This window comes from Deinococcus sp. Leaf326, assembly GCF_001424185.1.
GTDB lineage: Bacteria > Deinococcota > Deinococci > Deinococcales > Deinococcaceae > Deinococcus.
In genome coordinates this window covers 307,639-330,037 of the sequence record NZ_LMOM01000032.1, presented here as the reverse complement: position 1 = coordinate 330,037, position 22,399 = coordinate 307,639, and the positions used below count along the sequence as shown (strand labels likewise).

Here is a 22,399-nt window from a genome sequence, read left to right as displayed (position 1 = left end):
TGACCGGCCCAAAGCAAGTGACGTTTTTCGCAAGCTCACCTTCCGGCCGATCGTTCTCGCGGCTTTCAGATGCAGGAGCAATCCATGAGTCTGCCTCTCTCCCCCCCAGAATCCGCTTCCTCCCGGTCCCCTTCGCGGCCCGCGCCTCCGCTCGCCGCGGCTCCGGCTCCTTCGGCGGCGCGCGGCGCCCTGGGCTGGCTGTCGCGTTCGGCACCCGTGCGGCGTGCCCTGGCCCTCAGCACCCTGCTCAGCGCCGCGGCGCTGGCCTGCACGGGCGCGGCCTGGGTGATCACGGCCCGGCTGGTCGCCGCGGGCCTGCTGGACCGCGCCCTGCCCGCCCTCTCCGAACTTCTGCTCGTCGGCGCGCTGCTGCTGGGCCGGGTGGGCCTCAACGCCCTGCGCGAATTTCTGGGTGCCCGGCTCGCCGCGCGGATGGTGCGGCAGTGGCGCGCCGAACTCGTCGCCCACGCCCTGGCCCTGGGGCCGGCGGCCGGCGAGGGCGGAGACGGGACCGGCACGGCCGGCCTGCTCGACCTCGACCGCGAACTGACGCGCCTGACGCCCTACTACGCGCGTTACCTGCCCGGCGCGGCGCACTCGGCGCTGGCCTTCGCGCTGGTCGCGGGGCTGACCCTGTGGCTCGATCCGCTCAGCGGCGTGCTGCTGCTCATCGCCGGACCGCTGGCGGTGCTGCTGCTGGCCCTAGCGGGGCTGGCGACCGGCGCGGCGACCGAGCGGCAGTGGCTTGCGCAGACCCGGCTCTCGGCGCGGCTGCTGACCCTGGTCCGCGAGCTGCCCACCCTGCATGCGTTCGGTGGCGCGGCCACCTACCGCGACGTGTTGGCCCGCAGCGCCCGGCAGCAGCGCGAGACGACCATGCGCGTGCTGCGCGTGGCCTTTCTCAGCGGGTTCGTCATGGATTTCGCCGCGACCCTGTCCACCGCCGTCATCGCGGTCTGGATCGGCGTGCGGCTCTTCGGGGGCACGGCCGAGCTCGCGCCGACGCTGGCCGCGCTCATGCTCGTGCCCGAGTTCTTCGGGCCGCTGCGGGCCCTGGGCGCCGACCGTCACGCCGCGATGGACGCCGAGCCGCTGGCCGCGCGGCTGCGTACCCTGCTGTCGCGCGGGGCGGCCCCGCAGGGCGCGGCGACGGTAGCCCCCGGTGTCCCCGCCCTGACCTTTTCGGGCGCGCGGGCCGACCTGGGTGAGCGGGTGCCCGGCACCCTGAACGCCGTGCTGGCTCCGGGCACCCACGCCGCGCTGCAGGGACCCAGCGGCAGCGGCAAGACCACCCTGCTCCAGGCCCTGCGCAAGCACCGGCCCCACCAGGGCAAGATCCGGGTGAACGGCGCGGCGCTGGACACGCTGGAAGCGGCCGCCTGGCAGGCGCGCGTGGCGCTGGTGCCGCAGCACCCCCGGCTGCTGGCCGCGAGCCTGCGCGACAACCTGCGCCTGAGCCGCCCGGATACGGCCGACGCGGTGCTGTGGACCGCTCTGGAGGCGACCGGTCTCGCGGCCCTGGCGCGCGGGCTGCCGCAGGGGCTGGACACCCCGCTGGGCGAGGGCGGCACCTGGCTCTCGGGCGGCGAGACAGCGCGGCTGGCCCTGGCGCGGGCGCTGCTGTCGGGAGCCGACGTGGTGCTGCTCGACGAGGTGACGGCCCACCTCGACCCGGCGAGCGAGGCCGGGGTGTACGCGGCCGCCGCACAGGCACTCGCGGGCCGCACGGTGCTGCTCGCCACGCACCGGGACCCGCCCGCCGGCTGGCCCGTCCTGACCCTGCATGGGGGGAGCGCGTGAGGGGCGCGGCGGTCCTCGCGGCACTGGCGGCCCTGTGCGGAGTCTTTCTGGCGGCAACCTCCGGCGTGCTCATCTCGAGGGCGGCGCTGCGGCCCGAGGTCTTCTTGAGCCTGGGAGTCCTGGCGACGAGCGTGCGGGCGCTGGGGCTGGGGCGCGCGGGCCTGCGATACGCCGAGCGGCTGCGCGGCCACGCAGCGGCGCTGCGCCTGGGCGAGCGCCTGCGCCTCGGGCTGTTTGACCGTTTCGCCGCGGCCGGCCGGGGGCTGACCGGCGAGCGCAGCGGGGACCTGCTCGCCCGCGCGGGCGCCGATCTGGAAGCGCGGCAGTTCCGGCCCCTGCGGGTCACGCTGCCGCTCGTGGCCTTCGCGGCGGCCCTGGCCGTCTGGAGTGGCTGGCTGCTCACGCTGGACGCGGGACTGGCGGCGCTCTCGGGCCTGCCGCTGGGGCTCGCGGCCCTGGAGGTGCTGGCCCTGCGCGGCCCGGCGGCGCGCGCGGCCCGGCAGGACATGGCGCTGACGCAGGAACACGGCACCCTGCTGCTCGACACGCTGGCTGCCGGGGGCGAGGGCGCGGCGCTACGCCGGCCCCAGCTCGCGGCCCTCGCGGCGGCGCAGGAACGCGCGGCGCTGACCCTCGCGCGGCTGGGGCTGGCCGTGGCGCTGGGGCAGGGCGTGGCCTTTGCGGCCGCCCTGGTGGGCACGCTGTGGCGCGGCGCGGCGCTGGTGGGCGCGGGCGAGCTGAGCGGGCCACTGCTCGCCGCCGCCGTGCTGGGCACCGCCGCCGCCTTCGACGCCCTCTCCGGGCTGGCCGCCGTGCCGGGCGCGCAGGCACGGGCCGAGTTGGCCGTGAACCGCGACGACGAGGCCCTGGCCGCTCCGCCCGCAGCCCCGGCCCAGCCCGTCCCGGTGCCCACCGGCCCCCTCTGCCTGGAGCTGCGGCGCGTCACCCTGCGCCGGGGCGAACGGGCGGTGCTGGAAGGCGCGTGCCTGACCCTGCAGGCCGGCGAACGGGTGGCAATCACCGGGGCCAGCGGCGGCGGCAAGACCACCCTGCTGCGCCTGATCGCCCGTGACCTCGACCCGGACGGAGGAGCCGTACTGGTTTCCGGAACGGACCTGCGCGCCCTCGACCCGCAGGCCTGGCGCGGCGCCCTGAGCCTGCACGAACAGCACGCCCCGGTGCTGGACGGCACCCTGCGCGAGAACCTACGCCTGGGGGACCCGTCGGCCACCGACGCGCGGCTCCGGGCCCTCTTGGACGACCTCGGCCTGGCCTACCTGCCGCTGGACGGCTGGGTGGGCGAGGGCGGACAGGCGCTGAGCGGCGGCGAGCGCGCCCGCGTGAGCCTCGCGCGCGCGCTGCTGCGGCCCGCTCCCCTGCTGCTGCTCGACGAGCCGACCGCGCACCTCGACCCCGAGACCGAGGCTCGGGTGCTCGCCGTACTCGACCGCGAGGCCGCCGGGCGCACCCTGATCGTCGTCACGCACCGGCCCGCGCCGCTGGCACTCGCGGGCCGGGTACTGGAACTGCGGGACGGGCAGCTCTGCTCCGCCGCTCCTTCCCTTCCCCTGGCCCCCACCGCTTCCCCCCTTTCCCAGAGGCGCGCCCTATGAACGAAATCCTCGGCTTCTCAGCGCTGGACCTGTCGCGTTTTCAGTTCGCCACGACCAGCATCTTCCATTACTTCTTCGTGCCCTTCACGGTGGGCTTCGCGTTCCTGATCGCGGTGCTGCAAACGCTGGCCTACCGCAGCGGCAGCGCGCGGATGGAGAACCTCACGCGCTTTTTCGGGCACCTGTTCTTCATCAACTTCGCGGTGGGGGTGGTCACGGGCATCGTGCAGGAATTCCAGTTCGGCATGAACTGGCAGGGCTTTTCCAACTTCGTTGGGAACATCTTCGGGGTGCCGCTCGCCCTCGAAGTCCTGATGGCCTTTTTCCTGGAGAGCACCTTCCTGGGCATCTGGTGGTTCGGCAAGGGGCGCATTCCGGCATGGGCGTCGCTGGCCTGCATCTGGATCGTGTCGGTCGGGACCATGATCAGTGCCTTCTGGATCATCATCGCCAACGCCTGGATGCAGCACCCGGTCGGCTTCGAGATCCGGGACGGCCGGGCCGTCATGACCGATTTCTCGGCCATCGTCTTCAACCCCAAGGGGCTGGAGTGGTCGGCGCACATCCTGACCGGCAGCCTGACGGTCGGCGCCTTCTTCGTGCTGGCGGTCAGCGCCTACCACCTGCGCCGGCGGCACGAGGTCGAGTCCTTCCGCACGAGCTTCAAGGTAGCGCTGGTCGTGGCCCTGGTCGGCTCGCTGGGCGTCACGCTCTCGGGCCACGAGCAGGGCCAGAGTGCCGTGCGTGACCAGCCCATGAAGTACGCCGCCTTCAGTGCCCTGTGGGACACCCCCACGGGCAATCAGATGCCCGAGTCGCTGCTGGCACTGCCCAGCAATGGCCTGCGTGAAAACCGCCTGGAAGTGTCGCTGCCCTACCTCGGATCGTTCCTGGCCTTCAACAACTTCAACGAAAAGGCGCAGGGCATCAACGAGCTTCAGCGTGAATACGTGGCCAAGTACGGCCCCGGCGACTACGTGCCCTGGGTGTGGCCGGTGTACTGGTCCTTCCGGGTGATGGTCGGTCTGGGCGGCGTCATGCTTCTCGTGAGCCTGTACTACATATGGCGCTGGCGGCAGGGCAAGCTCGACGATCCCGGCCGGCTCTACCCCCTGCTGCTGGTCATGCCGCTCGCCCCCCACCTCGCCAATTTCAGTGGATTCATCGCCACCGAGATGGGCCGCCAGCCCTGGATCGTTCAGGGGCTGCTGCGCACGCAGGACGCCGTGAGCAACCTCTCGCCCCTGACGGTGCTGCTCTCGCTCGTGGCCTTCTGGGTCGTGTACCTCACCCTGATCGGGCTGGACGTGTTCCTGCTGACCCGCACCGCCCGCGCGGGCATCCATGAGCCGGATGTCGAGACGCCCTCCATCCCGTCGCCCGAATACCTGCCAGAGGGGGTCCGTTCATGAACATCGACCTGCCCACGCTGTGGTTCGGGGTGGTGGCCCTGACCTTCACCATCTACTTCTTTCTGGAGGGCTTCGACTTCGGGGTCGGCCTGCTGCAACCCTTCCTCGCCCGCCGCGAGGCTGAGCGCCGCGCCATGATCGGCACGGTCGGTCCCTTCTGGGCGGCCAACGAAGTGTGGATCATCCTGGCGGCCGGGGTCATCTTCGCGGCGTTTCCGGTGTGGTACGGCGCCCTGATGACCTCGCTCTATCCGCTGTTCGCCCTGATCCTGCTCGCTCTCATCGGGCGCGGGGTGGCGTTCGAGTACCGCGCAGAGATCGACCACCGGCGCTGGCGGCTGTTCTGGGACGTGACTTCGTTCATCTGCAACGCCCTGCCCGCCTTCTTGTGGGGCGTCATCATGACGAATATGGTGCGCGGGCTGCCCATCGGAGCGGGGGCCAGGTTTCAGGGCACGCCGCTGGACGCCTTCGACCTGTTCAGCCTACTTGGCGGCCTGGCGACCCTGAGCCTGTTCGTACTGCACGGCGCGACCTTCCTGCTGCTGAGGTTGGAGACGGGCAGCGAACTGTACACCCGCGCCCGCGCCGCCGCGCTGAGCTTTGGGGCGGCGGCGACGGTCCTCGTGCTGTTGTTCGTGTATGTGGGGTTCGTGCGCGAGGAACTGTTCAACTCGTTCGGATACGCCGAGTGGATCTTTCCGGTGGCGGCGGCCCTGAACCTGGGCCTGATCTGGCTGGCCCTCACCCTGAAGCGCGACGCCCTGGCGTTCATCGCTACGGGTCTGACCATCGTGGCCTCGACCGCCACCATCTTCCTGAGCCTGCTGCCCAACGTGCTGCCCTCGACGCTGGGCGACGCCTATACCCTGACGGTGCAGAACAGCGCCTCCGAGCCCTACACCCTGCGCCTGCTGACCTGGGTCGGCGTGATCTTCCTGCCGCTCATCATCGGATATCAGGCGTGGAACTACTACGTGTTCCGGCAGCGAGTGACCGAGAGCGGGGGCAAACCCTCGGGGAGCGTGCTGCCCGACACCGAGGCCTAGCTACCTGAACAGCAGCGGCCCCCGCCCAGTCAGGTGCGGGGGCCGCTGCCCTCCGGGATCAGGGCGCGCGCACCACAGGTGTCACGGTCACGGGCGGCAGAATGACGATGCGGCCAGTGTCGCAGTAACAGGCCGGAATCACGATCTTGAAGGTACCGGGCATGGTGCAGCTCATGCCCGTGGGGCCGGTGCAGGGCGAGCCTTCGGCGCCCGCCGAGGGCAGCAGGGTCAGGGGCAGCAGCGAGAGCAGGGTGGGCACGAGCAGCGCGGGCAGCTTCTTGGTCAGGGTCGTCATGGGATTCCCTCCTGAACACCACCTTAAGGGCCAGGGCGTTGCAGCAGCGTTGCAGGTGGGTCTACCCCACCGGGGGCGCGGCCTGGTCGCGGCGGGCGAGGCGCAGCCGGTCCAGCGCCGCAGCGAAAAAGCTCTGGCCCGACTCGTCCAGGCTAGCCTCAGCGAGTTCGAGGCCCTGGGTGGCGTAGTCCAGGGCGTCCTGCACCTGGCCGGCGCCCTCGGTGAGCAGCAGCAGGTTGCTCAGGCTCAGTTTCCACAGCCGCAGGTTCTGGGCGCTGCGGGCAACCTCCAGGGCCCCGCGAAGCGCCGCCTGGGCCTCCGCTCCCTGCCCGCCCTGTTCGAGGAGCCCCGCGTGCGCGAGATACGCCACGATCAGGCCGCCGCTGTTGCCCAGCGCCGCGAAGGCCCGCAGCGCCTCGGCTACATGGGTCAGCCCCAGGGGCAGGTCGTCCATGGCGGCCGCCGCCCGCGACAGGCTGCCGTGGACGTTGGCCGCCAGCAGACTGCCGGGAGCCAGCTCCGGCTCGGCCAGCAGAGCCAGCAGCGCCGCCGCCGCTTCCTCGGGGCGGCCCAGATCGGTGAGCATGGCGGCGCGGTCGTGCCGGAGCAGCCCGCGCTCCTCGGTCCAGGGACCCTCCGCCCAGGGCGCGCCCTCCGCCAGCGCGGCGTGCGGCTCGCCCCGCCGCCAGTACAGGTGGGTGCGCTCGGTGACCAGCCGCAGCCACAGGTCCGGCCAGGGCTGTTCGCCGCCGAGCAGCGCCGCCGCCCGGTCCAGCTCATGTTCCCAGGCCCCCAACTGGTTGAGGGCCTGATGGTGCCGTCCGCGCCACAGGTGCAGCTCAGCGCGCCCACGCGGGTCGGTTTCGCAGCGCAGGGCATGGTCCAGCGCCGCGAGCGCCTCGCGGTGACCCCACAGCGCGCGGGCCCGCTCGGCAACCCGGCGCCACAGGGGTCCGGCGCGGCCCGGCTCACCCGCTTCCTCCCAGTGGCGGGCCAGGGCGGCTCCTGCCTCGCTTCCCTCCGCGTCCGGCCCCTGAGCGCCGAGCTGTGCGCCCAGGTACTCGGCCATGCGGCGGTGCAGGGTGCGCTGCCGGGCAGGTGGCGTGCGGCTCACCAGCGCGAGGCGCAGGAGATCGTGTTGCAGGGCGTAACTGCCCTGGCCCCCACCCTGCCCCGGCGTTCCGGGGCCCGGCAGGGGCCGCAGCCAGCGGTGCTCCAGCGCCGTTTCCACGGCCGCCTCGGCGGCGCCGGGCAGCAGGTCGCTGCCGGCGCGCGCCGCCCCGAGGTCGAAGGGCTGCGCCTGCAGAGCTGCCGCCTCCAGCAGTGCGAGCACCGCCGGCCCCGCCGCGTCCAGGGGCAGCAGCAGCACGTCGGCTAGGCCGGGAGGAAGCGCGCGTTCGAGCTGTTCGGAGGTCAGCGCACCCACCCCCGGCGCCGCGAGCAGCCCGCGCGTCTCCAGTCCCCGCAGGTAGGCCAGCAGCACGTAGGGGTTGCCGCCGCTGAGGCGGTGCAGCGTATCCGCCAGCGGCGCGGCCCCGGTGTCCACTCTGCCCGGCAGACCAGCGCCCGACAGTTCGCCCGAACGGTGCAGGGCCGGCAGATGACCCAGCAGGCTCCCCAGCAGCCGCAGCACCTGAGGACTGCTCAGGGGCGGCACGTCGAGGCGCACCAGCCGCCCGGCGCGCTCGAGGTCCCCTAGGGTCTGGGTCAGGGCGTCGCCCGCGCGCAGCTCGCCGGGGCGCACAGTACACAGCAGGCGGGGAGGGTGCGGCAGGGTCCGCACGCGGTCGAGCACCCGCAGCAGCACCCGCACGCTGGAGGCGTCGAGCCAGTGCAGGTCGTCGAGCACGACCGTCTCTGCCCCTTCCATTACGGCACTCAGGGCGCGCATCAGGGCCGCCGTCAGCGCCGCCTCGCTGCCCAGGCCGCCTACGCCCGGCCGCCCGAAGCCCGGTCCCCCGAACTCCGGCTCCCCGAACTCGGAAGCGCCGCCGGACAACGCGGCGAATTCTGGGTCGAGAGCCGCCAAAGTAGCGAGCGTGGCCGGGTCGAGCCCCACGAGCTGCGGCGCGGCGTGCCGCAGGGCACGGACCAGCGCGTGCAGGGGCGCGTGCCGGTGGAGCTCCGAGCCGCGCAGGGTGGCGACCGCGCCCCGGCGCCGCGCGAAGTCCAGCGCCAGGGCACTCTTGCCCGCGCCCGTCTCGCCCTGAAGGAGCAGCAGTTGCCCGGCCGGTGCCCCGGCAGCCCAGGTGCCGAGCTGCATGAGCAGAGCCTCGCGGCCCACCAACGGCGGGGCCTGCCAGGTCCAGGGTTCGGGTGCGGCGGGGCGCGCAGCCGGCTCGGGCGGGGTCAGACTCACCCCGAGCTGCGGCGCGAACCCGAACTCGGCCCGGAAACGCGTGGTGAAGGCCTGCTGCACCTGCGTCGCCTCACCGCGCTGCCCCGCAGCCAGCAGCCGGCGCACCAGCCCGTCGCAGGCCGCCTCCGACAGGGGCGCGGCGGTGAGAAAGGCGCGGGCCAACTCGGTCGCCTCGCGCGCGCGGCCGCTGTGGTCGAGCTGCGAGAGCCGCCCCGTGAAGGCCGAGAGCCGCAGCGCCCCGAGGCGCTCGCGCTCGGCGGCGAGCCACTCTTCGAGGTCCGGCAGTCCGCTCAGATCCGCGCCGCTCAGGAGGTCACCCCGCCAGGCGTCCAGCGCCGAAACCCAGTCGCCGCGCGCCACGTCGCGGCGAAACTGTGTGGCGTCGCACATGGCACTGAGTTCCAGCACCTCGCCTTCGGCGCCCAGGTACGGCGCGAGCGGCGTGGCCTTGAGGCGGTGGACCTCCAGCCGCAGCCGCGCGCGCGGGTCGGCCTCGTCGGGAAAAAACAGCGGGCACAGGTCCTGGCGCCGCTGCGGGCCGCAGACCGCGAGGTAGGTGAGCAGGGCGACACGGCGGGGCCGCAGCGTCAGCCGCTGCTCCCTGGCCTGCACCGTGGGCGTTCCGAGAACCGACAGCACCAGCATTGTCCTGGCCTCCATGAGCGGCGCGGCGGGGAGCGGAACCCGCCGGCTCATCTGCCGTTCAGCTTAACGGTCGGGACGGGGCTGTGGGAAGAAGGCGGAGAGGGGACGGCCTGTCTACCGGCCCCACCACACCCCCAGACCGGTCAACCGCCCAGGTAGCTCGCCACCACGGCCGGATCGTCGGCGAGCTGCCGGGCCGGGCCCTCGGCACTGACCTGCCCGCCCTCGAGAACGTAGCCGTAGTCGCTGATTGCCAGGGCGGCGCGGGCGTTCTGCTCGACAATCAATACCGTGACGCCCGACGCGCGCAACTCGGCGACGATCCGCAGAATCTCGCGCACGATCAGGGGCGCCAGACCCAGCGAGGGCTCGTCAAGCAGCAGCAGCCGGGGCCGGGCCATGAGCGCGCGCCCAATTGCCAGCATCTGCTGTTCACCGCCCGAGAGGGTTCCCGCGTGCTGGGTGCGGCGCTCGCGCAGGCGCGGGAAGCGGGTATACACGCCCTCCAGATCGCCCACGCCCCGGCGGGTGTAGGCCCCCAGGCGCAGGTTGTCCTCGACCGTCATCGAGCCGAACAGTTCGCGGCGCTCGGGGACCAGCGTCATGCCAGCGGCCACGCGGCTTTCCAGCGCGACGTACCGCAGCGCCCTGCCCCCGTACTCGACGGTGCCCTTTGACGGCAGCGCCCCCATGACGGCGGCGAGCAGCGTGCTTTTGCCCGCGCCGTTCGCCCCGATCACCGAGACGATCTGGCCCGCCCCGACGTTCAGGCTCACGCCGCGCACTGCCTCGACGCGGCCGTAGCTGACGTGCAGGTCGTCCACACGCAGCAGCAGTTCACCGGTCATGGTCCCACCTCCGCACCCAGGTACGCTTCGCGCACAGCGGCGTTGGCCCGCACCTCGCGTGGGCTGCCCTGGGCGAGTTCCTGGCCGCCGTTCATGACGACCAGGCGGTCCACCAGGCCCATCACGAGGTCCATGTCGTGCTCGACGATGAGAATGGTCACGCCCTCGTCACGCAGTTTGCGCAGCAGCGCAGCGAGCTCGGCCTTCTCGCCGTAACGCAGCCCTGCCGCCGGTTCGTCGAGCAGGAGGAAGGCGGGATCGGCCACGAGCGCGCGGGCGATCTCCAGCAGGCGCTGCTGCCCGAGTGCGAGGTTCCCGGCGAGGTCGAAGGCCCGGTCGCGCAGCCCCACGCGGCCGAGTTGCGCCAGGGCGGCCTGTTGCAGGGCGGCCTCCTCACGGCGTTCCAGGTGCAGCAGGCTGCCGAGCATTCCGGCGCGGGCGCGGGCGTAGCCGCCCATCATGGCGTTTTCCAGCAGACTGAGTTCGGAAAACTGCTTGACGTGCTGGAAGGTTCGCGCGACCCCCAGGCGGTGAATGGTGCGTGCGGGCAGGCGCCCGGCGGCGCGCCCAAGCAGCGTCACGGCGCCCGAGGTCGCCGGGCTGACCCCGGTGACGAGGTTGAACATGGTGCTCTTGCCCGCGCCGTTGGGGCCGATGAGCCCCACGATCTCGCCGGCATTGACGCCGAAGCTCACGTCGTTCACCGCGCGCAGGCCGCCGAACTGCTTGACGGCGTGGTCCACCCGCAGCACATCCGTACCCGGCGCGGGCAGGGGCCGGTGGGGAAAGGTCAGCGCACGGGTCAGCAGCCGGGGCGGGCCGGCCGGCACGAGGCGCTCAACGAGCGGCCACAGGCCTCGGCGCGCAAATTGCAGGGTCAGGATGATCAAGATGCCCAGCGCGACGACCTCGTAGTTGCCCGACGTACCCAGCAGTGCAGGCAACAGGTCCTGCAACCACTCGCGCAGCAGCGTGATGATCACCGCCCCCGCCACGCCGCCCCACACGTACCCGGCCCCGCCCAGCACGGCCATGAACAGGTACTCGATCCCCACGTTCAGGCCGAACGGCGTGGGATTGACGAAGCGCTGCTGGTGGGCGTACAGCCACCCCGCCGCCGAGGCGAACACCGCCGAGAGCACGAAGACCTGCACCCGCAGCGCGAAGGTGCTCGCCCCGAAGGCCTCGGCGACCACCGTGCCGCTGCGCAGCGCCCGCATGGCCCGCCCGACCCGGCTACTGAGCAGAAACTGCGCCGCCACGATCCCCAGACCCAGAAACACCAGCGCGAGATAGGCGAAGCGGCGCGGGTCGTCCAGCGTGATTCCCAACACCGAGACCGGCGGCAGGCCGCGCAGCCCAGTAAAGCCCCCCAGTGCAGGCGTGTTGCCGAACACGTAGTACAGACTGATTCCCCAGGCGATGGTCGCCAGCGGCAGGTAGTGCCCCTGCATCCGCAGGGTGACGAGGCCCAGAATCAGCGCGACCGCTGCCGTCACGACCATGCCGGCGGGCAGGGTGAGCCAGGGGTTCCAGCCATGGGCGGTGGTGAGCACGGCTGTCGTGTAGGCCCCCACCCCCATGAAGGCCGCCTGCCCGAAACTGGTCAGGCCCGCGACCCCTGTCAGGAGCACCAGGCCCACCACCGTCAGCGCGGCGATGGCGATGTTGGTGAGGAGCGTGACCTGAAATTCGGGCAGCGCGAGCGGCAGTGCCAGCGCGGCCAGGACGGCCACGATGGTCAGCCACAGCCGGGCGGAGGGACGGCGCGGCGCCGTGACGGCCGGAGCACTCATTCCTCCTCCTCGTCGTGGTGGCGGCTGCTCAGGCTGCGCCACAGCAGTACCGGCAGAATCAGGGTGAACACGATGACTTCCTTCCACTGCGAGAGGCTGAAACTGGCGTAGCTCTCGATGAGGCCCACCAGGAGCGCGCCCACCGCCGCCGCCGGGAACGACACCAGCCCGCCGATGATCGCCCCGATGAAGCCTTTGAGCCCGATGAGAAAGCCCGAGTCGTAACCGATGGCGATGCTCGGCCCGATGAGCAGGCCGCTCAGGGCCCCGATGAGCGCGGCGAGCGTGAAGGCCAGCGACCCCGCCGCCTCGGGCCGGATGCCGACCAGCCGCGCTCCCAGGCGGTTGACGGCCGTGGCCCGCAGCGCCTTGCCCGCCAGCGTGCGCCCGAAGAACAGCGCCAGCCCCAGCATCAGCAGCGCCGACACGCCGATCACGAGGAGGCTCTGGAGGCTGAGGGTCACGCCGGCGATCTGGGCGTTGCCCTGCGCGAAGGCGGGCGTGCGGCTGCCCTCGGCGCCGAAGAAGGCCAGCCCCAGACCCGTCAGGGCCAGGTGCAGCGCCACCGAGGCGATGAGCAGCACGAGAACGGTCGCGTTGCGCAGCGGCTCGAACACCACGCGGTACAGCAGCGGCCCCTGCGGCACGACGAGCAGCAGCGTCAGCAGGACCTGCACCCACAGCGGCGTGCCCGCTCCGGCCAGCGCGTGCGTTATGCCCCACAGCGCGCCGCCGCCAAGCACGGCCCACAGCACGCTCAGGCCCGCTGCCCGGCGGTCACCGGCCCGCAGGGCGCGAACCACGTTCAGCACCGTGGCGATCAGGAGCAGCGCCAGCACGAAATTCAGCGTGCCGGGCACCTTGCCCTGTTGCAGCGCCGCGAGAGTCAGCGCGCCGAACATCACGAACTCGCCCTGCGGCACGAAAATCACCCGTGTCACGGCGAACACGAGCACCAGCGCCAGCGAGAGCAGCGCGTACACGGCGCCATTGGTCAGGCCGTCGGCAGTCAGGATCGGAAAAATGGATGGGTCGAAAATGTCCAAGGCTCACCTGTATGAGAAACAGCCGGAAGAGGGAGAGAGGAACGGGCCTCCCCCCTCTTCGCCGGGGATAACGTGTACCGGGGCGCGGCCCCCAGTGCCTACTTCAGCAGCTTCCAGGTGCCGTTGACGACCTGCACCATCACGCGGCTGCGGGCGTCCAGACCCAGGTGGTCGGACGAGCTGTAGTTGAAGATGCCGTGCGCGCCGATCACGTTGCGCGTGCCCTCGATGGCGTCCCGCAGGGCCGAGCGGAACTCGGGGGTGCCAGGCTTGGCCTTTTTCAGGGCCTGGGGCACGGCTTTTTGCAGGATCAGGCCCGCGTCCCACAGGTGGGCGCCGAAGGTCGAGACGCTGCCCTGGCCGTATTTGCCCTCGTACAGGTTCACGTAGCTCAGCCCCACCTTGCGGTTGGGATTGGTGGCCGGGAGCTGATCGGCGACGAGCACCGGCCCGGCGGGCAGAATCGCGCCCTCGACGTCCTTGCCGCCCACCCGCAGGAAGTCCGCATTGGCGACGCCGTGCGTCTGGTAGATCTTGCCGGCGTAGCCGCGGTCCTTCAGGGCTTTTTGCGGCAGTACGGCCGGTACGCCCGAGGCGCCGATGAGGACGGCGTCGGGGCGCGCGGCCACCACCTTGAGCACCTGCCCGGTCACGCTCGTATCGGTGCGGGCGTAGCGCTCGGTGGCGACTATCTTCAGGCCGCGCGTCGCCGCCGCCTTCTGCAATTCGGCAAGCCAGCCTTCGCCGTAGGCGTCGTTGAAGCCAATGTACCCGACCGTCTTGATGCCGGTGCTCGCCATGTGGGCCGCGATAGCCGCCGCCATCAGGGCGTCGGTCTGCGGCGTCTTGAACACCCAGGAGCGCCGCGCGTCCACGGGCTTGATGATGCTCTCGGAGGCCGCCAGCGAGATCATGGGGGTCTTGCTCTCGGCAGCCACGTCAATCATGGCCAGGGACGCCGGGGTGGTCGTCGTGCCGATGATGAGGTCCACCTTGTTTTCCTGGACGAGTTTGCGCGCGGCCGTCACGGCGGCGGTGGTGTCGGAGGCGTCGTCCAGGATCGTGTACACGACCTTCTGGCCCGCGATGGTCTGGGGCAGCAGGGCAACCGTGTTGCGCTCGGGGATGCCCAGGCTGGCGGCGGGGCCGGTCCCCGAGACGATCACCCCCACGCGGACGTCGGCGAGGGCGGTGGCGGTACAGGCGAGAACAGCAGTCAAGAGCAGACGCTTCATAGGGCAGACCTCCGGAAAAGACGGACCTGGCCGCAGGCTGGGCCAAGACACGGAATTGTGGGTGCCTGGAATCTAGCAGACCGGAGGGCCCCCACTGGGCCGACAGTCCGGCTGCGTCCAGCAAAAAGTCCCCCTCCGCAGCAGGAAGGGGACCGGGGTCGGGGACGGAGGCAGGAGGCTCAGGCGTTCTTGCGCAGCGGCAGCCACGACAGCCCCGGCCAGAGGAGGGCCGGGCCGTCCGGTGCCAGCACGGCCGCAGGGCGCTCCTGAAGCCGGGCGACCTGGGCAGCCTGGGTACCGCGCCGGCGCTTCTTGCTGCCCGCCAGCCGGGCGTCGGCGCAGCGCAGCAGCTCGGCCAGCGCGGCGCCGTCCTGGGGGGCCTGGGCCAGACCGTAGGAAAAGCTGCGCGGAGCGGCGCCGCGCAGCCGGGTACCGGGCAACTGGGCCGCGAGGTGCTCGGCGAACTGGGCCTGGACCGTGCCCAGTTCTCTGGCCCCCAGATAGCCGGGCGCGCAGACCACGAACTCGTCGCCGCCCAGGCGGTAGGCCCGCGCCCCCCAGCTCCGGGCCGCCGCCGCGAGCAGCTCGGCCAGCGCGCGCAGGGCGTCGTCGCCAGCCTTGTGGCCGAGGGTGTCGTTGACCTCCTTGAATCCGTCGACGTCGAGCAGGGCGAGGCTGCCGAGCTGCGTCTGGGCCGTCTCCCCCGTGTCGAGCAGCAGGGCGCGGCGGTCCTCCAGACCGGTCAATGGGTCCTGATACTCGGCCTGAAGGTCCACCACCAGGGCGAGCCGCGACCCGTCGGGCCGGGTGCCCAGATGCAGCCGGCACACCCGCGCGTCCCAGTCCCAGGCGGCGCCGGGACGGCCCAGCCGCAACACGTGGGCGCCGTCCGGCAGATGCCCCAGGTCCGGCCGGCGCGCGAGCAGCAGGTCGAGACCAAAGGTCCGCGTGAAGGCGGCGTTGGGCCGGGGAGCGACGCCGCTCCAGCGCGAGGGCCACAGCAGGGCAGGCAGCGGCAGGTGTTCGAAGGTCCAGTCGTCAGGGGAATTCAAGGTGGTCTCCTCGTCTCCGGTAGGGTAGGTAAACGATGTAAGACCAGTGTGATCATTCAGCGTTAATGCACCGTTACCTAATGACGACCCTGTCTGACGAAATATTTAGGAAAGGAGGCCAGGGACCGGTCCTGGACCGAACATGAAGAAAGGGCTGGGCGACCTGTCAGCCAGCACACCGTTCTCGCCGGCGGCTCGCCTACTCTAGAACGTTGAATTCCGCGCCGCTCTGGTACGGACATCTCCCCCGACCTTGCCTTTCTTCTGGAGACCCCATGAACCGACTGTCCTCCGTTTTGCTGTCCCTGACCGCCGCCGCACTGATCGGCACCGCCGCCGCCAAGCCCATCGTGGTGGGCAGCAAGCTCGACCCCGAGGCGCAGGTGCTGGGGCAGATGATCCTGCTGACCCTCAAGAACGCCGGCCTGGACGTCACCGACAAGACCGCCCTGGGCGACACCGGCGTGCTGCGCAAGGCCATCTCCTCCGGCGAGGTGGACGTGTACCCCGAGTACACCGGCAACGTCGTGTACCTGTTCCCCGAGGCCAAGATCACCCCGGCGCAGGCCGGTAACCGCACGCAGATCCTGGTGCTGGCCCGCCGCCTCGACGCGCCCAAGGGCATCACGTGGCTCAACCCCGCCAACGTGAACAACACCTGGGTCATCTCGGTGCCCCAGAAGCTCGCGCAGGCCAACAAGCTGACGAGCGTGGCCGACCTCGCGCGCTACGTCAAGGGCGGCGGCGCGTTCAAGATCGCGGGCAGCCCCGAATACTTCAACCGCCCCGACACCTTCCCAGCGTTCGAGAAGGCCTACGGCTTCAAGCTCACGGCCGCGCAGAAGCTTGTGCTGGCCGGCGCGACCCCGCCCCAGACCCAGCAGGCCGCCGCCGCCGGCACCAACGGCGTGAACGGCGCGATGGCGTACGGCACCGACGGCACCCTGAGCGCCCTGAACCTCGTGGCCCTTACCGACCCCAAGGGCGCGCAGGCCGTGTATCAGCCCTCACCCACGATCCGTACGAGCGTGCTGAAGGCCAACCCGCAGATCGCCGGGCTGCTCAACAAGGTCTTCGCCACTCTGGACGCCCCCACCATGCAGCGCCTGAACGGTCAGGTGGCCCTCGAAGGCCGCACGGCCAGCGACGTGGCCGCCGCCTACCTCAAGAGCAAGAACCTCATCAAGTGAGCCGGAGGGACCAGGGGGCGGGCCAGACCATGCGGCCCGCCCCTTCCCTTTGGGCGCTGCCAAGTGACGGCTGGAGAAGACGCCGATGACGACCGCGACCCACGAACCGCCCCCCGGCCGCGCGCGCCCGTTGCGGCCCAGTCTGCCCGGCGACCTGCAACTCGTGTTGTGGCTCGGCGCCGTCCCTATGCTGCTGGCCTGCCTGCTCCCCTGGGTGCTGCTGCGGCCCAACCGTCTGGCCCAGGGTGAATATCTGCACCTGCCCTCCACGCAGGCGGTCCTGGGTGCGTTGCTGGCGCTGGCGGTGCCCCTGGCAGGGCGACTGTTGCCGGCGGGGGTGCCCGTCCTGGCCCCCGCCGCCCTGAGTCTGGGCCTCTGGTGGCTGGGCGACCGGACCGCGGCGGCCATGCAGGGCCAGAGCGAGATCGCCCGCGCAAGCGCGAGCAGCGGCGTGTGGCTGTGGCTGCTGGGCGCGGCGGTGGCCGTGTACGGCGCGGGCATGGTGGCCGGACGACTGGCCCGGTGGGCCCGGCCCCTGCCCTGGCTGTGGCTGCCGGTCGCGGCGGCGCTGCTGCTCTCGGGACACTTCTCCGACTGGTCGGTAACGCGCGAGCTGAGCGTGCAGCAGGCGAGATTCGGGCAGGAACTCGGACAGCACGTGCGGCTGGTGCTCTCGGGGCTGGGGCTGGCGCTGCTCATCGGGGCGCCGCTGGCGGTCTGGGCCTCGGGCCGTGAGCGGGTGGCGGGGGCGGTGCTGGGGGCCGCGAACGCCATCCAGACCGTGCCGAGTCTCGCACTGCTGGGCCTGCTCATCGCGCCGCTCTCGGCCCTGTCGAACGCGGTGCCGGGCCTGCGCGAGCTGGGAGTCAGCGGCATCGGGACCGCGCCCGCGCTCACCGCCCTGACGCTGTACGCCCTGCTGCCGGTGCTGCGTAACGGCGTGGTCGCCCTGCGGGGCGTGTCGCCAGGAGTGCTCGACGCCGCGCGCGGCATGGGCATGTCGGGGGCGCAGCGCTTCTGGCGCGTGCAGTTGCCGCTGGCCCTGCCGGTGTGGCTCAGCGGCGTGCGGCAGGCGGCGGTGCTCCTCGTGGGGGTGGCGAGCGTCGCGCAGCTCATCGGCGCGGGCGGGCTGGGCTACTTCATCTTCAGCGGCTTGCAGAGCGGCGCGGGCGACCTCATCCTGCTCGGGGCGGTGCCGGCAGCGCTGCTCGCCGTGCTGCTTGATCAGGGGCTACGGGCGCTGGAGCAGGCGCTGGGCAATGCGCTGGGGCGGGCGTGAGCCTTCATCCACTCCGGCCCCCTTTCCACGACGGACTCGGAATTTCCCTCTGCCCCAGCGGCGACAGGACACGGCCATGATCGAACTGCGAAACCTCGAAAAACGCTACGCCAACCCGCAGACGGGCCAGGACTTCTATGCCGTGCGCGACCTGAGCCTCACCTTTCCTGACGGCCAGATCACGGCGCTCCTGGGGCCGTCGGGCTGCGGCAAGACAACCACCCTGCGCATGATCAACCGCCTGATCGAACCGACTGGCGGGCAGATTCTGATTGACGGCGCGGACGTGCTCGCGGGTCGGCCCGAGGCGCTGCGCCGCCGCATCGGCTACGTCATTCAGCAGATCGGTCTCTTTCCTCACCTGACGGTCGAGCAGAACGTCGCCACCGTGCCCGACCTGCTGGGGCAGCCCAGAGGCAAGACGCGAGAGCGGGTCCGCGAGTTGCTGGGGCTGGTGGGGCTGGAGCCCGCGCAGTTCGCGCACAAGCGCCCCGCCGAGCTGTCGGGCGGGCAAGCGCAGCGCGTTGGGGTGGCGCGCGCCCTGGCCGCCGACCCGCCGGTGCTGCTCATGGACGAGCCCTTCGGGGCCCTGGACCCCCTGGCGCGCGATCACGTGCAGGACGCCTTCCTGGACATCCAGCGGCGCCTGAAGAAGACCATCGTGATGGTCACGCACGACATTGACGAGGCGCTGCGGATGGGCGACTACGTGGCGCTGATGCGCGGCGGCGAACTCGCGCAGTTCGGCACGCCCGACGACCTCGTGCGCCGGCCCGCCAGCGAGTTCGTGCAGCAGTTTCTGGGCGAGGACGCGCGGCTGCGTCAGCTCGCGGGTCTGCGCGTGGGCGACCTCGCGCGGCCCGGCGACGCTACGGGACTGCCCCACGTCTCGGCCACCTTGAACGCCCGAAGTGCCCTGAGTGTGATGCTGCGCGAGGGCACCGAGGCAGTCGCGGTCGTGGACGACCAAGGGCAGGTGCGCGGCGTGGTGGGCTGGCAGGCGCTGGAGCAGGCCTGATGACCGCGCTCGCCCCCGCCCCCCGCTCCCGCCGCCGCGTGCCCTGGGGGGCGCTGGTGTGGCCCGCGTTGCTGCTCATCTGCCTGATCCCCGGCGTCCTGCCCCAGCTGCTCTCCCCCTTCTCGGCGGGTGAGGCACCGGACGTGGGCGACTCGCCGCTGTGGGCCCTCACGCTGGTGCACTTGGCGCTGGTGTTCGGGGCGGAGGCCGTGGTGCTGCTCGTCGGTCTGCCGCTGGCCGTCTTCGTGACCCGGCCGGGCCGCGCCGCCCTCATGCGGCTGGCCGAAGCACTCACCGGCCTGGGCCAGACGGTGCCTACCCTCGCCATCCTGGCGCTCGCGGTGCCTACGCTGGGGCTGGGGCTGCGGCCTACGCTGCTCGGACTGGTGCTGTACGGCCTCGTGCCGGTGGTGTCCAACGGGGTCGCGGGGCTACTGGCGGTGGACCGCTCGGTGCTCGACGCCGCGCGCGGCATGGGCATGACGCCGGGACAGCGGCTGCGCCGCGTCGAGCTGCCCCTGAGCTTGCCTGTGCTCCTCGCGGGCGTGCGCACGAGCACGGTCTACAACGTGGGCACAGCGACCATCGGGGCAGCGCTCGGCGCTGGGGGCCTGGGCCTGCCGATCATCAACGGGCTGTCGCAGCAGAACACCGGTCTGGTGCTGGTCGGGGCCATCCTGAGCGCCCTGCTGGCTCTGAGCCTAGACGCCCTGCTGGGCCTGCTCGCCCGGCGCGAACCTTCAGACGCGGCTGGCTGAGGACTGGTACACTGTTCGGGCTCCCCCACAATTGACCGAATCCAGATACAAGCCCTGGTGTCATTGACGCCCCCAGGTGCAAGGGGTAGTATCTGTCTCAACTCCGTTCGTCAGGTCATCCTGGCGCTGCCTAAAGCTGGGCGAGCTGCCGCTGACCTTACGTCCCCCGCCTTCCTTCTCTCGCCCTGCTCTGGCCCCCCGGCCGGGCTGCCCCTTCACGCGCCGTTCCGCGGCCGGAGGTTGTTTGATGCTGCTCGCTTTCGATTCGCTGACCGGGAACGTGCGCCGTTTCGTCGGGGGGGTGCAGGCCGCGTTGCCGGAATGCCCCCTGGACGCCCAGCCGGTCCAGGCCGCCGAGCCGCAGGGCGACTTCGTGCTGTTCACGTACACCTTCGGCACCGGGCAGATTCCGGCCAGTACAGCGAAGTTTCTCGAGCAGCACGGCGAGAGGCTGCGCGGCGTGGTGTCCAGCGGCAGTTTTCACTGGGGAGACAACTTTGGGCGGGCAGGCGACCTCATCGCCGCGCGCTACGGCGTGCCCCTGATCGCCAAGATCAACAAGGGCGGTACGGCCAAGGACCGCGAGACGGTCGCCGCGTGGCTGCGTGAGTGGGATCAGGAACAGACCCAGGCCTGAGCCGACCTGTAAAGCTCAACTCCCGACGGGTTGTCCAGCTTAGGACAGCCCAGCCTTAGTTTAAATCATATACTGCTTTACTTTTCCAAGTTTCCCAACTACTCTGGACCGATGGAACGCTGGATCGAACTGAACAACAAGGTGCTTGCCGGAAGTGTCGTGGACACCCGGTACGACACCGAGGCATTGCAGGCCTTCTTTCAGGAGAAGGTCAACCCCAACACCGTGTTCTTCCACAACCTCGCCGAGAAGGTGCGCTACATGGTCGAGCACGGCCTGTGGGACGCCGAGTTGTTCACCCGCTACACCCCCCAGGAAGTGCAGCAGGTCTTCGAGAAGGCATACGGTTACAAGTTCCGGTTCAAGGCCTTTATGGGGGCGTACAAGTTCTACAGCGAGTACGCCACCATGACCCCCGACCGCTCGCGGTGGCTGGAGCGCTACGAGGACCGCATGGCGCTGACTGCCCTGGCCCGCTCCGAGACGGTGGAAGGCGCCCTGGATCTCGTGCACCACCTGGTGAACCAGACCTTTACGCCCGCCACGCCGACCCTGATGAACTCGGGCAAGGCGAACACCGGCCGCCTCGTGAGCTGCTTTCTGCTTCAGGACTGCACGGACAACCTCGACTCGATCACCAAGACGCTATCGTTCGTCGCAGAACTGAGCAAGGGCGGCGGGGGGATCGGGGTGGAGGTCAGCAACCTGCGGGCGCGCGGCGAGTCGCTGCGCGGCATCCAGAACGTGACCAAGGGCGTGATGGGCGTCGCCAAGATGCTCGACAACATGCTGCGCTACGCCGACCAGGCCGGGCAGCGTCCCGGCGCCGGAGCGATCTATCTCAGCGTCATGCACGCCGATTTCGGTGACACGCTGAACGCCAAGAAGATCGCCACCGACGAGGACGCTCGCCTCAAGACCTTATCTGTTGGCGCGACGATTCCCGACGTGTTCCTGGACAAGGTGCGCGCCGGCGAGGATATCTTCCAGTTCTACCCGCACTCGCTGTGGCAGGAGACGGGGCGCGAGTTCACCGACATCGACTGGACGCGCGAGTACCAGACCCTGGCCGACAACCCCAACATCCGCAAGAAGCGTGTCTCGGCCCGGCGCATCCTCGAAGACATCGCCGTGACGCAGGGCGAAAGCGGCTACCCCTACCTGCTGTTCGAGGGCAACGCCAACCGCGCCAACCCCATCCCGAACGTCGGCTCGATCAAGATGAGCAACCTGTGCAGCGAAATCCTGCAACCCACGCTGCCCAGCTATTTCCATCCCTACGGCCAAGAGAGCAAAGACCGCGTGGGCCTGGACGTGAGCTGCAACCTCGCCTCGCTGGTCATCGAGCGTGCGATGGAGAGCCGTGACCTCGGCGCGGTCGTCGGTACGGCGATCCGCATGCTGGACAACGTGGCCCGCAGCACGAGCATTCACGAGGTGCCGGCCGTACGGCGCGCCAATGACGAGATGCGCTCGATCGGCCTGGGCGCGATGGGCCTGCACTCGTTCCTCGCCAAGTCCGAACTCATCTACGGCAGCCCCGAGGCGCTGGAGTTCTGCGACGTGTTCTTTGCCGCCATGCACTACCACGCCCGCAAAGCCAGCATGGAAATCGCGCGTGACACCGGGTTCGTGTTCCGGGGCTTCGAGGGCAGCCGGTACCAGAGCGGCGAGCACTTCGAGCAGTATCTGGAACGCGATTTTCGGCCCGTGACGCCCGAGATCGTGGCGCTGTTCGGCAACCAGACCCTGCCCACCCGTCAGGACTGGAAGCAACTCGTGGCCGATATCCAGACGCACGGCCTGGCTCACTCGTTCGTCATGGCAGTCGCGCCGACGGGGTCGATCAGCTACGTCTCGCACGCCTCGGCCAGCGTGATGCCCGTGACCGAGAAGGTTGAGACCCGCACGAGCAACAAGGCCCGCACCATCTACCCCATGCCGCACCTCAGTGCCGATACCGAGTGGTACTACGAAGAGGCCTACGACATGGACCAACGCCGCGTGATCGACACGGTCGCGACCATTCAGAAGCACGTCGACCAGGGCATCTCCTGCACCCTGTTCATTCCGAGCAACGCGACCACCCGCGACCTGCAGCGCTACTATCTCTACGCCTTCTCGCGCGGCGTGAAGACGCTGTACTACACCCGTCTGCGCAAGATGAGCATCGAGGAATGCCTGACCTGCGCCGTGTGATCCGAGCTCGGACCGTACAACTGCTGGTAGATCGGTCACATTTTGCGCTATATCTGGTAAGTCATGGAGAGGAGTCGCCGATCCTGGCTGCTCCGTACCCGCAGCTCTTCACATCCGCAGGCCACGGACAGGGCGTAGGGTAGACGGCTTTGGGGCCACCGATGACCG

17 protein-coding genes are annotated in these 22,399 nt (G+C 70.7%); 10 read left to right on the top strand and 7 right to left on the bottom strand.

Annotation, left to right across the window (positions count from 1 at the left end; translation table 11 throughout):
- Positions 1-84: 84 nt before the first annotated feature.
- From ASF71_RS12295 to cydB, 4 genes are read left to right on the top strand one after another with little or no spacing between them, the layout of a single operon-like run.
- Positions 85-1,800 carry an ABC transporter ATP-binding protein/permease gene (locus ASF71_RS12295; RefSeq protein ID WP_056300303.1) on the top strand — a complete coding sequence of 572 codons (1,716 nt, stop codon included), beginning with the start codon at positions 85-87 and terminating at the stop codon, positions 1,798-1,800.
- Positions 1,797-3,413 carry an amino acid ABC transporter ATP-binding/permease protein gene (locus tag ASF71_RS12290; protein WP_056300300.1) on the top strand — a complete coding sequence of 539 codons (1,617 nt, stop codon included), beginning with the start codon at positions 1,797-1,799 and terminating at the stop codon, positions 3,411-3,413. Before ASF71_RS12295 ends, ASF71_RS12290 begins: the two co-directional genes overlap by 4 nt.
- Positions 3,410-4,825 carry a cytochrome ubiquinol oxidase subunit I gene (locus ASF71_RS12285; protein ID WP_056300296.1) on the top strand — a complete coding sequence of 472 codons (1,416 nt, stop codon included), beginning with the start codon at positions 3,410-3,412 and terminating at the stop codon, positions 4,823-4,825. The genes ASF71_RS12290 and ASF71_RS12285 overlap by 4 nt, the downstream gene beginning before the upstream one ends.
- Entirely contained in the window at positions 4,822-5,874 is a 1,053-nt protein-coding gene (cydB, locus tag ASF71_RS12280; RefSeq protein ID WP_082505969.1) for a cytochrome d ubiquinol oxidase subunit II, read from the top strand. Before ASF71_RS12285 ends, cydB begins: the two co-directional genes overlap by 4 nt.
- Positions 5,875-5,932: 58 nt before the next feature.
- Here cydB and ASF71_RS12275 read toward each other — a convergent pair whose 3' ends face one another.
- The 7 genes from ASF71_RS12275 to ASF71_RS12245 form a co-directional block, all read right to left on the bottom strand.
- Complete coding sequence (locus tag ASF71_RS12275) at positions 5,933-6,169, bottom strand: hypothetical protein (RefSeq protein WP_056300292.1); 237 nt, start codon at positions 6,167-6,169, stop codon at positions 5,933-5,935.
- 61 nt (positions 6,170-6,230) lie between these two features.
- Positions 6,231-9,224: an AAA family ATPase gene (locus tag ASF71_RS12270; RefSeq protein WP_082505968.1), complete on the bottom strand. Its 2,994-nt coding sequence runs from the start codon at positions 9,222-9,224 to the stop codon at positions 6,231-6,233.
- Between the two features lie 92 nt (positions 9,225-9,316).
- Positions 9,317-10,021, bottom strand: coding sequence for an ABC transporter ATP-binding protein (locus tag ASF71_RS12265; protein ID WP_056300285.1), 705 nt, complete (start codon positions 10,019-10,021; stop codon positions 9,317-9,319).
- On the bottom strand, positions 10,018-11,817 hold the full coding sequence (locus tag ASF71_RS12260) for an ATP-binding cassette domain-containing protein (RefSeq protein ID WP_056300282.1): 1,800 nt from the start codon (positions 11,815-11,817) through the stop codon (positions 10,018-10,020). Before ASF71_RS12260 ends, ASF71_RS12265 begins: the two co-directional genes overlap by 4 nt.
- Entirely contained in the window at positions 11,814-12,863 is a 1,050-nt protein-coding gene (locus ASF71_RS12255; protein WP_056300278.1) for a branched-chain amino acid ABC transporter permease, read from the bottom strand. The genes ASF71_RS12260 and ASF71_RS12255 overlap by 4 nt, the downstream gene beginning before the upstream one ends.
- Positions 12,864-12,961: 98 nt before the next feature.
- A complete protein-coding gene (locus tag ASF71_RS12250; RefSeq protein ID WP_056300275.1) occupies positions 12,962-14,098 on the bottom strand; it encodes an ABC transporter substrate-binding protein in 1,137 nt (378 codons plus the stop codon).
- 179 nt (positions 14,099-14,277) lie between these two features.
- Complete coding sequence (locus ASF71_RS12245; protein ID WP_056300271.1) at positions 14,278-15,150, bottom strand: GGDEF domain-containing protein; 873 nt, start codon at positions 15,148-15,150, stop codon at positions 14,278-14,280.
- A gap of 275 nt (positions 15,151-15,425) precedes the next feature.
- Here ASF71_RS12245 and ASF71_RS12240 point away from each other — a divergent pair, with 275 nt between their 5' ends.
- The 6 genes from ASF71_RS12240 to nrdE all read left to right on the top strand — a co-directional run bounded on the left by ASF71_RS12240 (position 15,426) and on the right by nrdE (position 22,231).
- Positions 15,426-16,340 (top strand): glycine betaine ABC transporter substrate-binding protein, encoded by a 915-nt coding sequence (locus ASF71_RS12240; RefSeq protein WP_056300267.1) that lies wholly within the window; start codon positions 15,426-15,428, stop codon positions 16,338-16,340.
- Positions 16,341-16,425: 85 nt separating this feature from the next.
- On the top strand, positions 16,426-17,619 hold the full coding sequence (locus tag ASF71_RS12235) for an ABC transporter permease (protein ID WP_082505966.1): 1,194 nt from the start codon (positions 16,426-16,428) through the stop codon (positions 17,617-17,619).
- A 76-nt stretch (positions 17,620-17,695) separates the two neighbouring features.
- Positions 17,696-18,637 carry an ABC transporter ATP-binding protein gene (locus ASF71_RS12230; RefSeq protein WP_056300263.1) on the top strand — a complete coding sequence of 314 codons (942 nt, stop codon included), beginning with the start codon at positions 17,696-17,698 and terminating at the stop codon, positions 18,635-18,637.
- Positions 18,637-19,395 carry an ABC transporter permease gene (locus tag ASF71_RS12225; RefSeq protein ID WP_056300259.1) on the top strand — a complete coding sequence of 253 codons (759 nt, stop codon included), beginning with the start codon at positions 18,637-18,639 and terminating at the stop codon, positions 19,393-19,395. Before ASF71_RS12230 ends, ASF71_RS12225 begins: the two co-directional genes overlap by 1 nt.
- A gap of 247 nt (positions 19,396-19,642) precedes the next feature.
- The gene (gene nrdI, locus ASF71_RS12220; protein WP_056300256.1) at positions 19,643-20,032 is read left to right on the top strand and encodes a class Ib ribonucleoside-diphosphate reductase assembly flavoprotein NrdI; all 390 of its coding nucleotides are present in this window, start codon (positions 19,643-19,645) and stop codon (positions 20,030-20,032) included.
- 111 nt (positions 20,033-20,143) lie between these two features.
- Positions 20,144-22,231, top strand: a complete 2,088-nt coding sequence (gene nrdE / locus ASF71_RS12215) for a class 1b ribonucleoside-diphosphate reductase subunit alpha (RefSeq protein ID WP_056300253.1) — start codon at positions 20,144-20,146, stop codon at positions 22,229-22,231.
- The last annotated feature ends 168 nt before the right edge of the window (positions 22,232-22,399 follow it).

What these genes read in the sequence shown, in the direction of transcription:
- ASF71_RS12225 (WP_056300259.1), top strand. Translation starts at nt 18,637, where the DNA reads ATGACCGCGCTCGCCCCCGCCCCCCGCTCCCGCCGCCGCGTGCCCTGG.
- ASF71_RS12240 (WP_056300267.1), top strand. Translation starts at nt 15,426, where the DNA reads ATGAACCGACTGTCCTCCGTTTTGCTGTCCCTGACCGCCGCCGCACTG.
- ASF71_RS12295 (WP_056300303.1), top strand. Translation starts at nt 85, where the DNA reads ATGAGTCTGCCTCTCTCCCCCCCAGAATCCGCTTCCTCCCGGTCCCCT.
- ASF71_RS12285 (WP_056300296.1), top strand. Translation starts at nt 3,410, where the DNA reads ATGAACGAAATCCTCGGCTTCTCAGCGCTGGACCTGTCGCGTTTTCAG.
- ASF71_RS12260 (WP_056300282.1), bottom strand. Translation starts at nt 11,817, where the DNA reads ATGAGTGCTCCGGCCGTCACGGCGCCGCGCCGTCCCTCCGCCCGGCTG.
- ASF71_RS12235 (WP_082505966.1), top strand. Translation starts at nt 16,426, where the DNA reads ATGACGACCGCGACCCACGAACCGCCCCCCGGCCGCGCGCGCCCGTTG.
- nrdE (WP_056300253.1), top strand. Translation starts at nt 20,144, where the DNA reads ATGGAACGCTGGATCGAACTGAACAACAAGGTGCTTGCCGGAAGTGTC.
- cydB (WP_082505969.1), top strand. Translation starts at nt 4,822, where the DNA reads ATGAACATCGACCTGCCCACGCTGTGGTTCGGGGTGGTGGCCCTGACC.
- ASF71_RS12250 (WP_056300275.1), bottom strand. Translation starts at nt 14,098, where the DNA reads ATGAAGCGTCTGCTCTTGACTGCTGTTCTCGCCTGTACCGCCACCGCC.
- ASF71_RS12270 (WP_082505968.1), bottom strand. Translation starts at nt 9,224, where the DNA reads ATGAGCCGGCGGGTTCCGCTCCCCGCCGCGCCGCTCATGGAGGCCAGG.
- ASF71_RS12275 (WP_056300292.1), bottom strand. Translation starts at nt 6,169, where the DNA reads ATGACGACCCTGACCAAGAAGCTGCCCGCGCTGCTCGTGCCCACCCTG.
- ASF71_RS12230 (WP_056300263.1), top strand. Translation starts at nt 17,696, where the DNA reads ATGATCGAACTGCGAAACCTCGAAAAACGCTACGCCAACCCGCAGACG.
- ASF71_RS12265 (WP_056300285.1), bottom strand. Translation starts at nt 10,021, where the DNA reads ATGACCGGTGAACTGCTGCTGCGTGTGGACGACCTGCACGTCAGCTAC.
- nrdI (WP_056300256.1), top strand. Translation starts at nt 19,643, where the DNA reads ATGCTGCTCGCTTTCGATTCGCTGACCGGGAACGTGCGCCGTTTCGTC.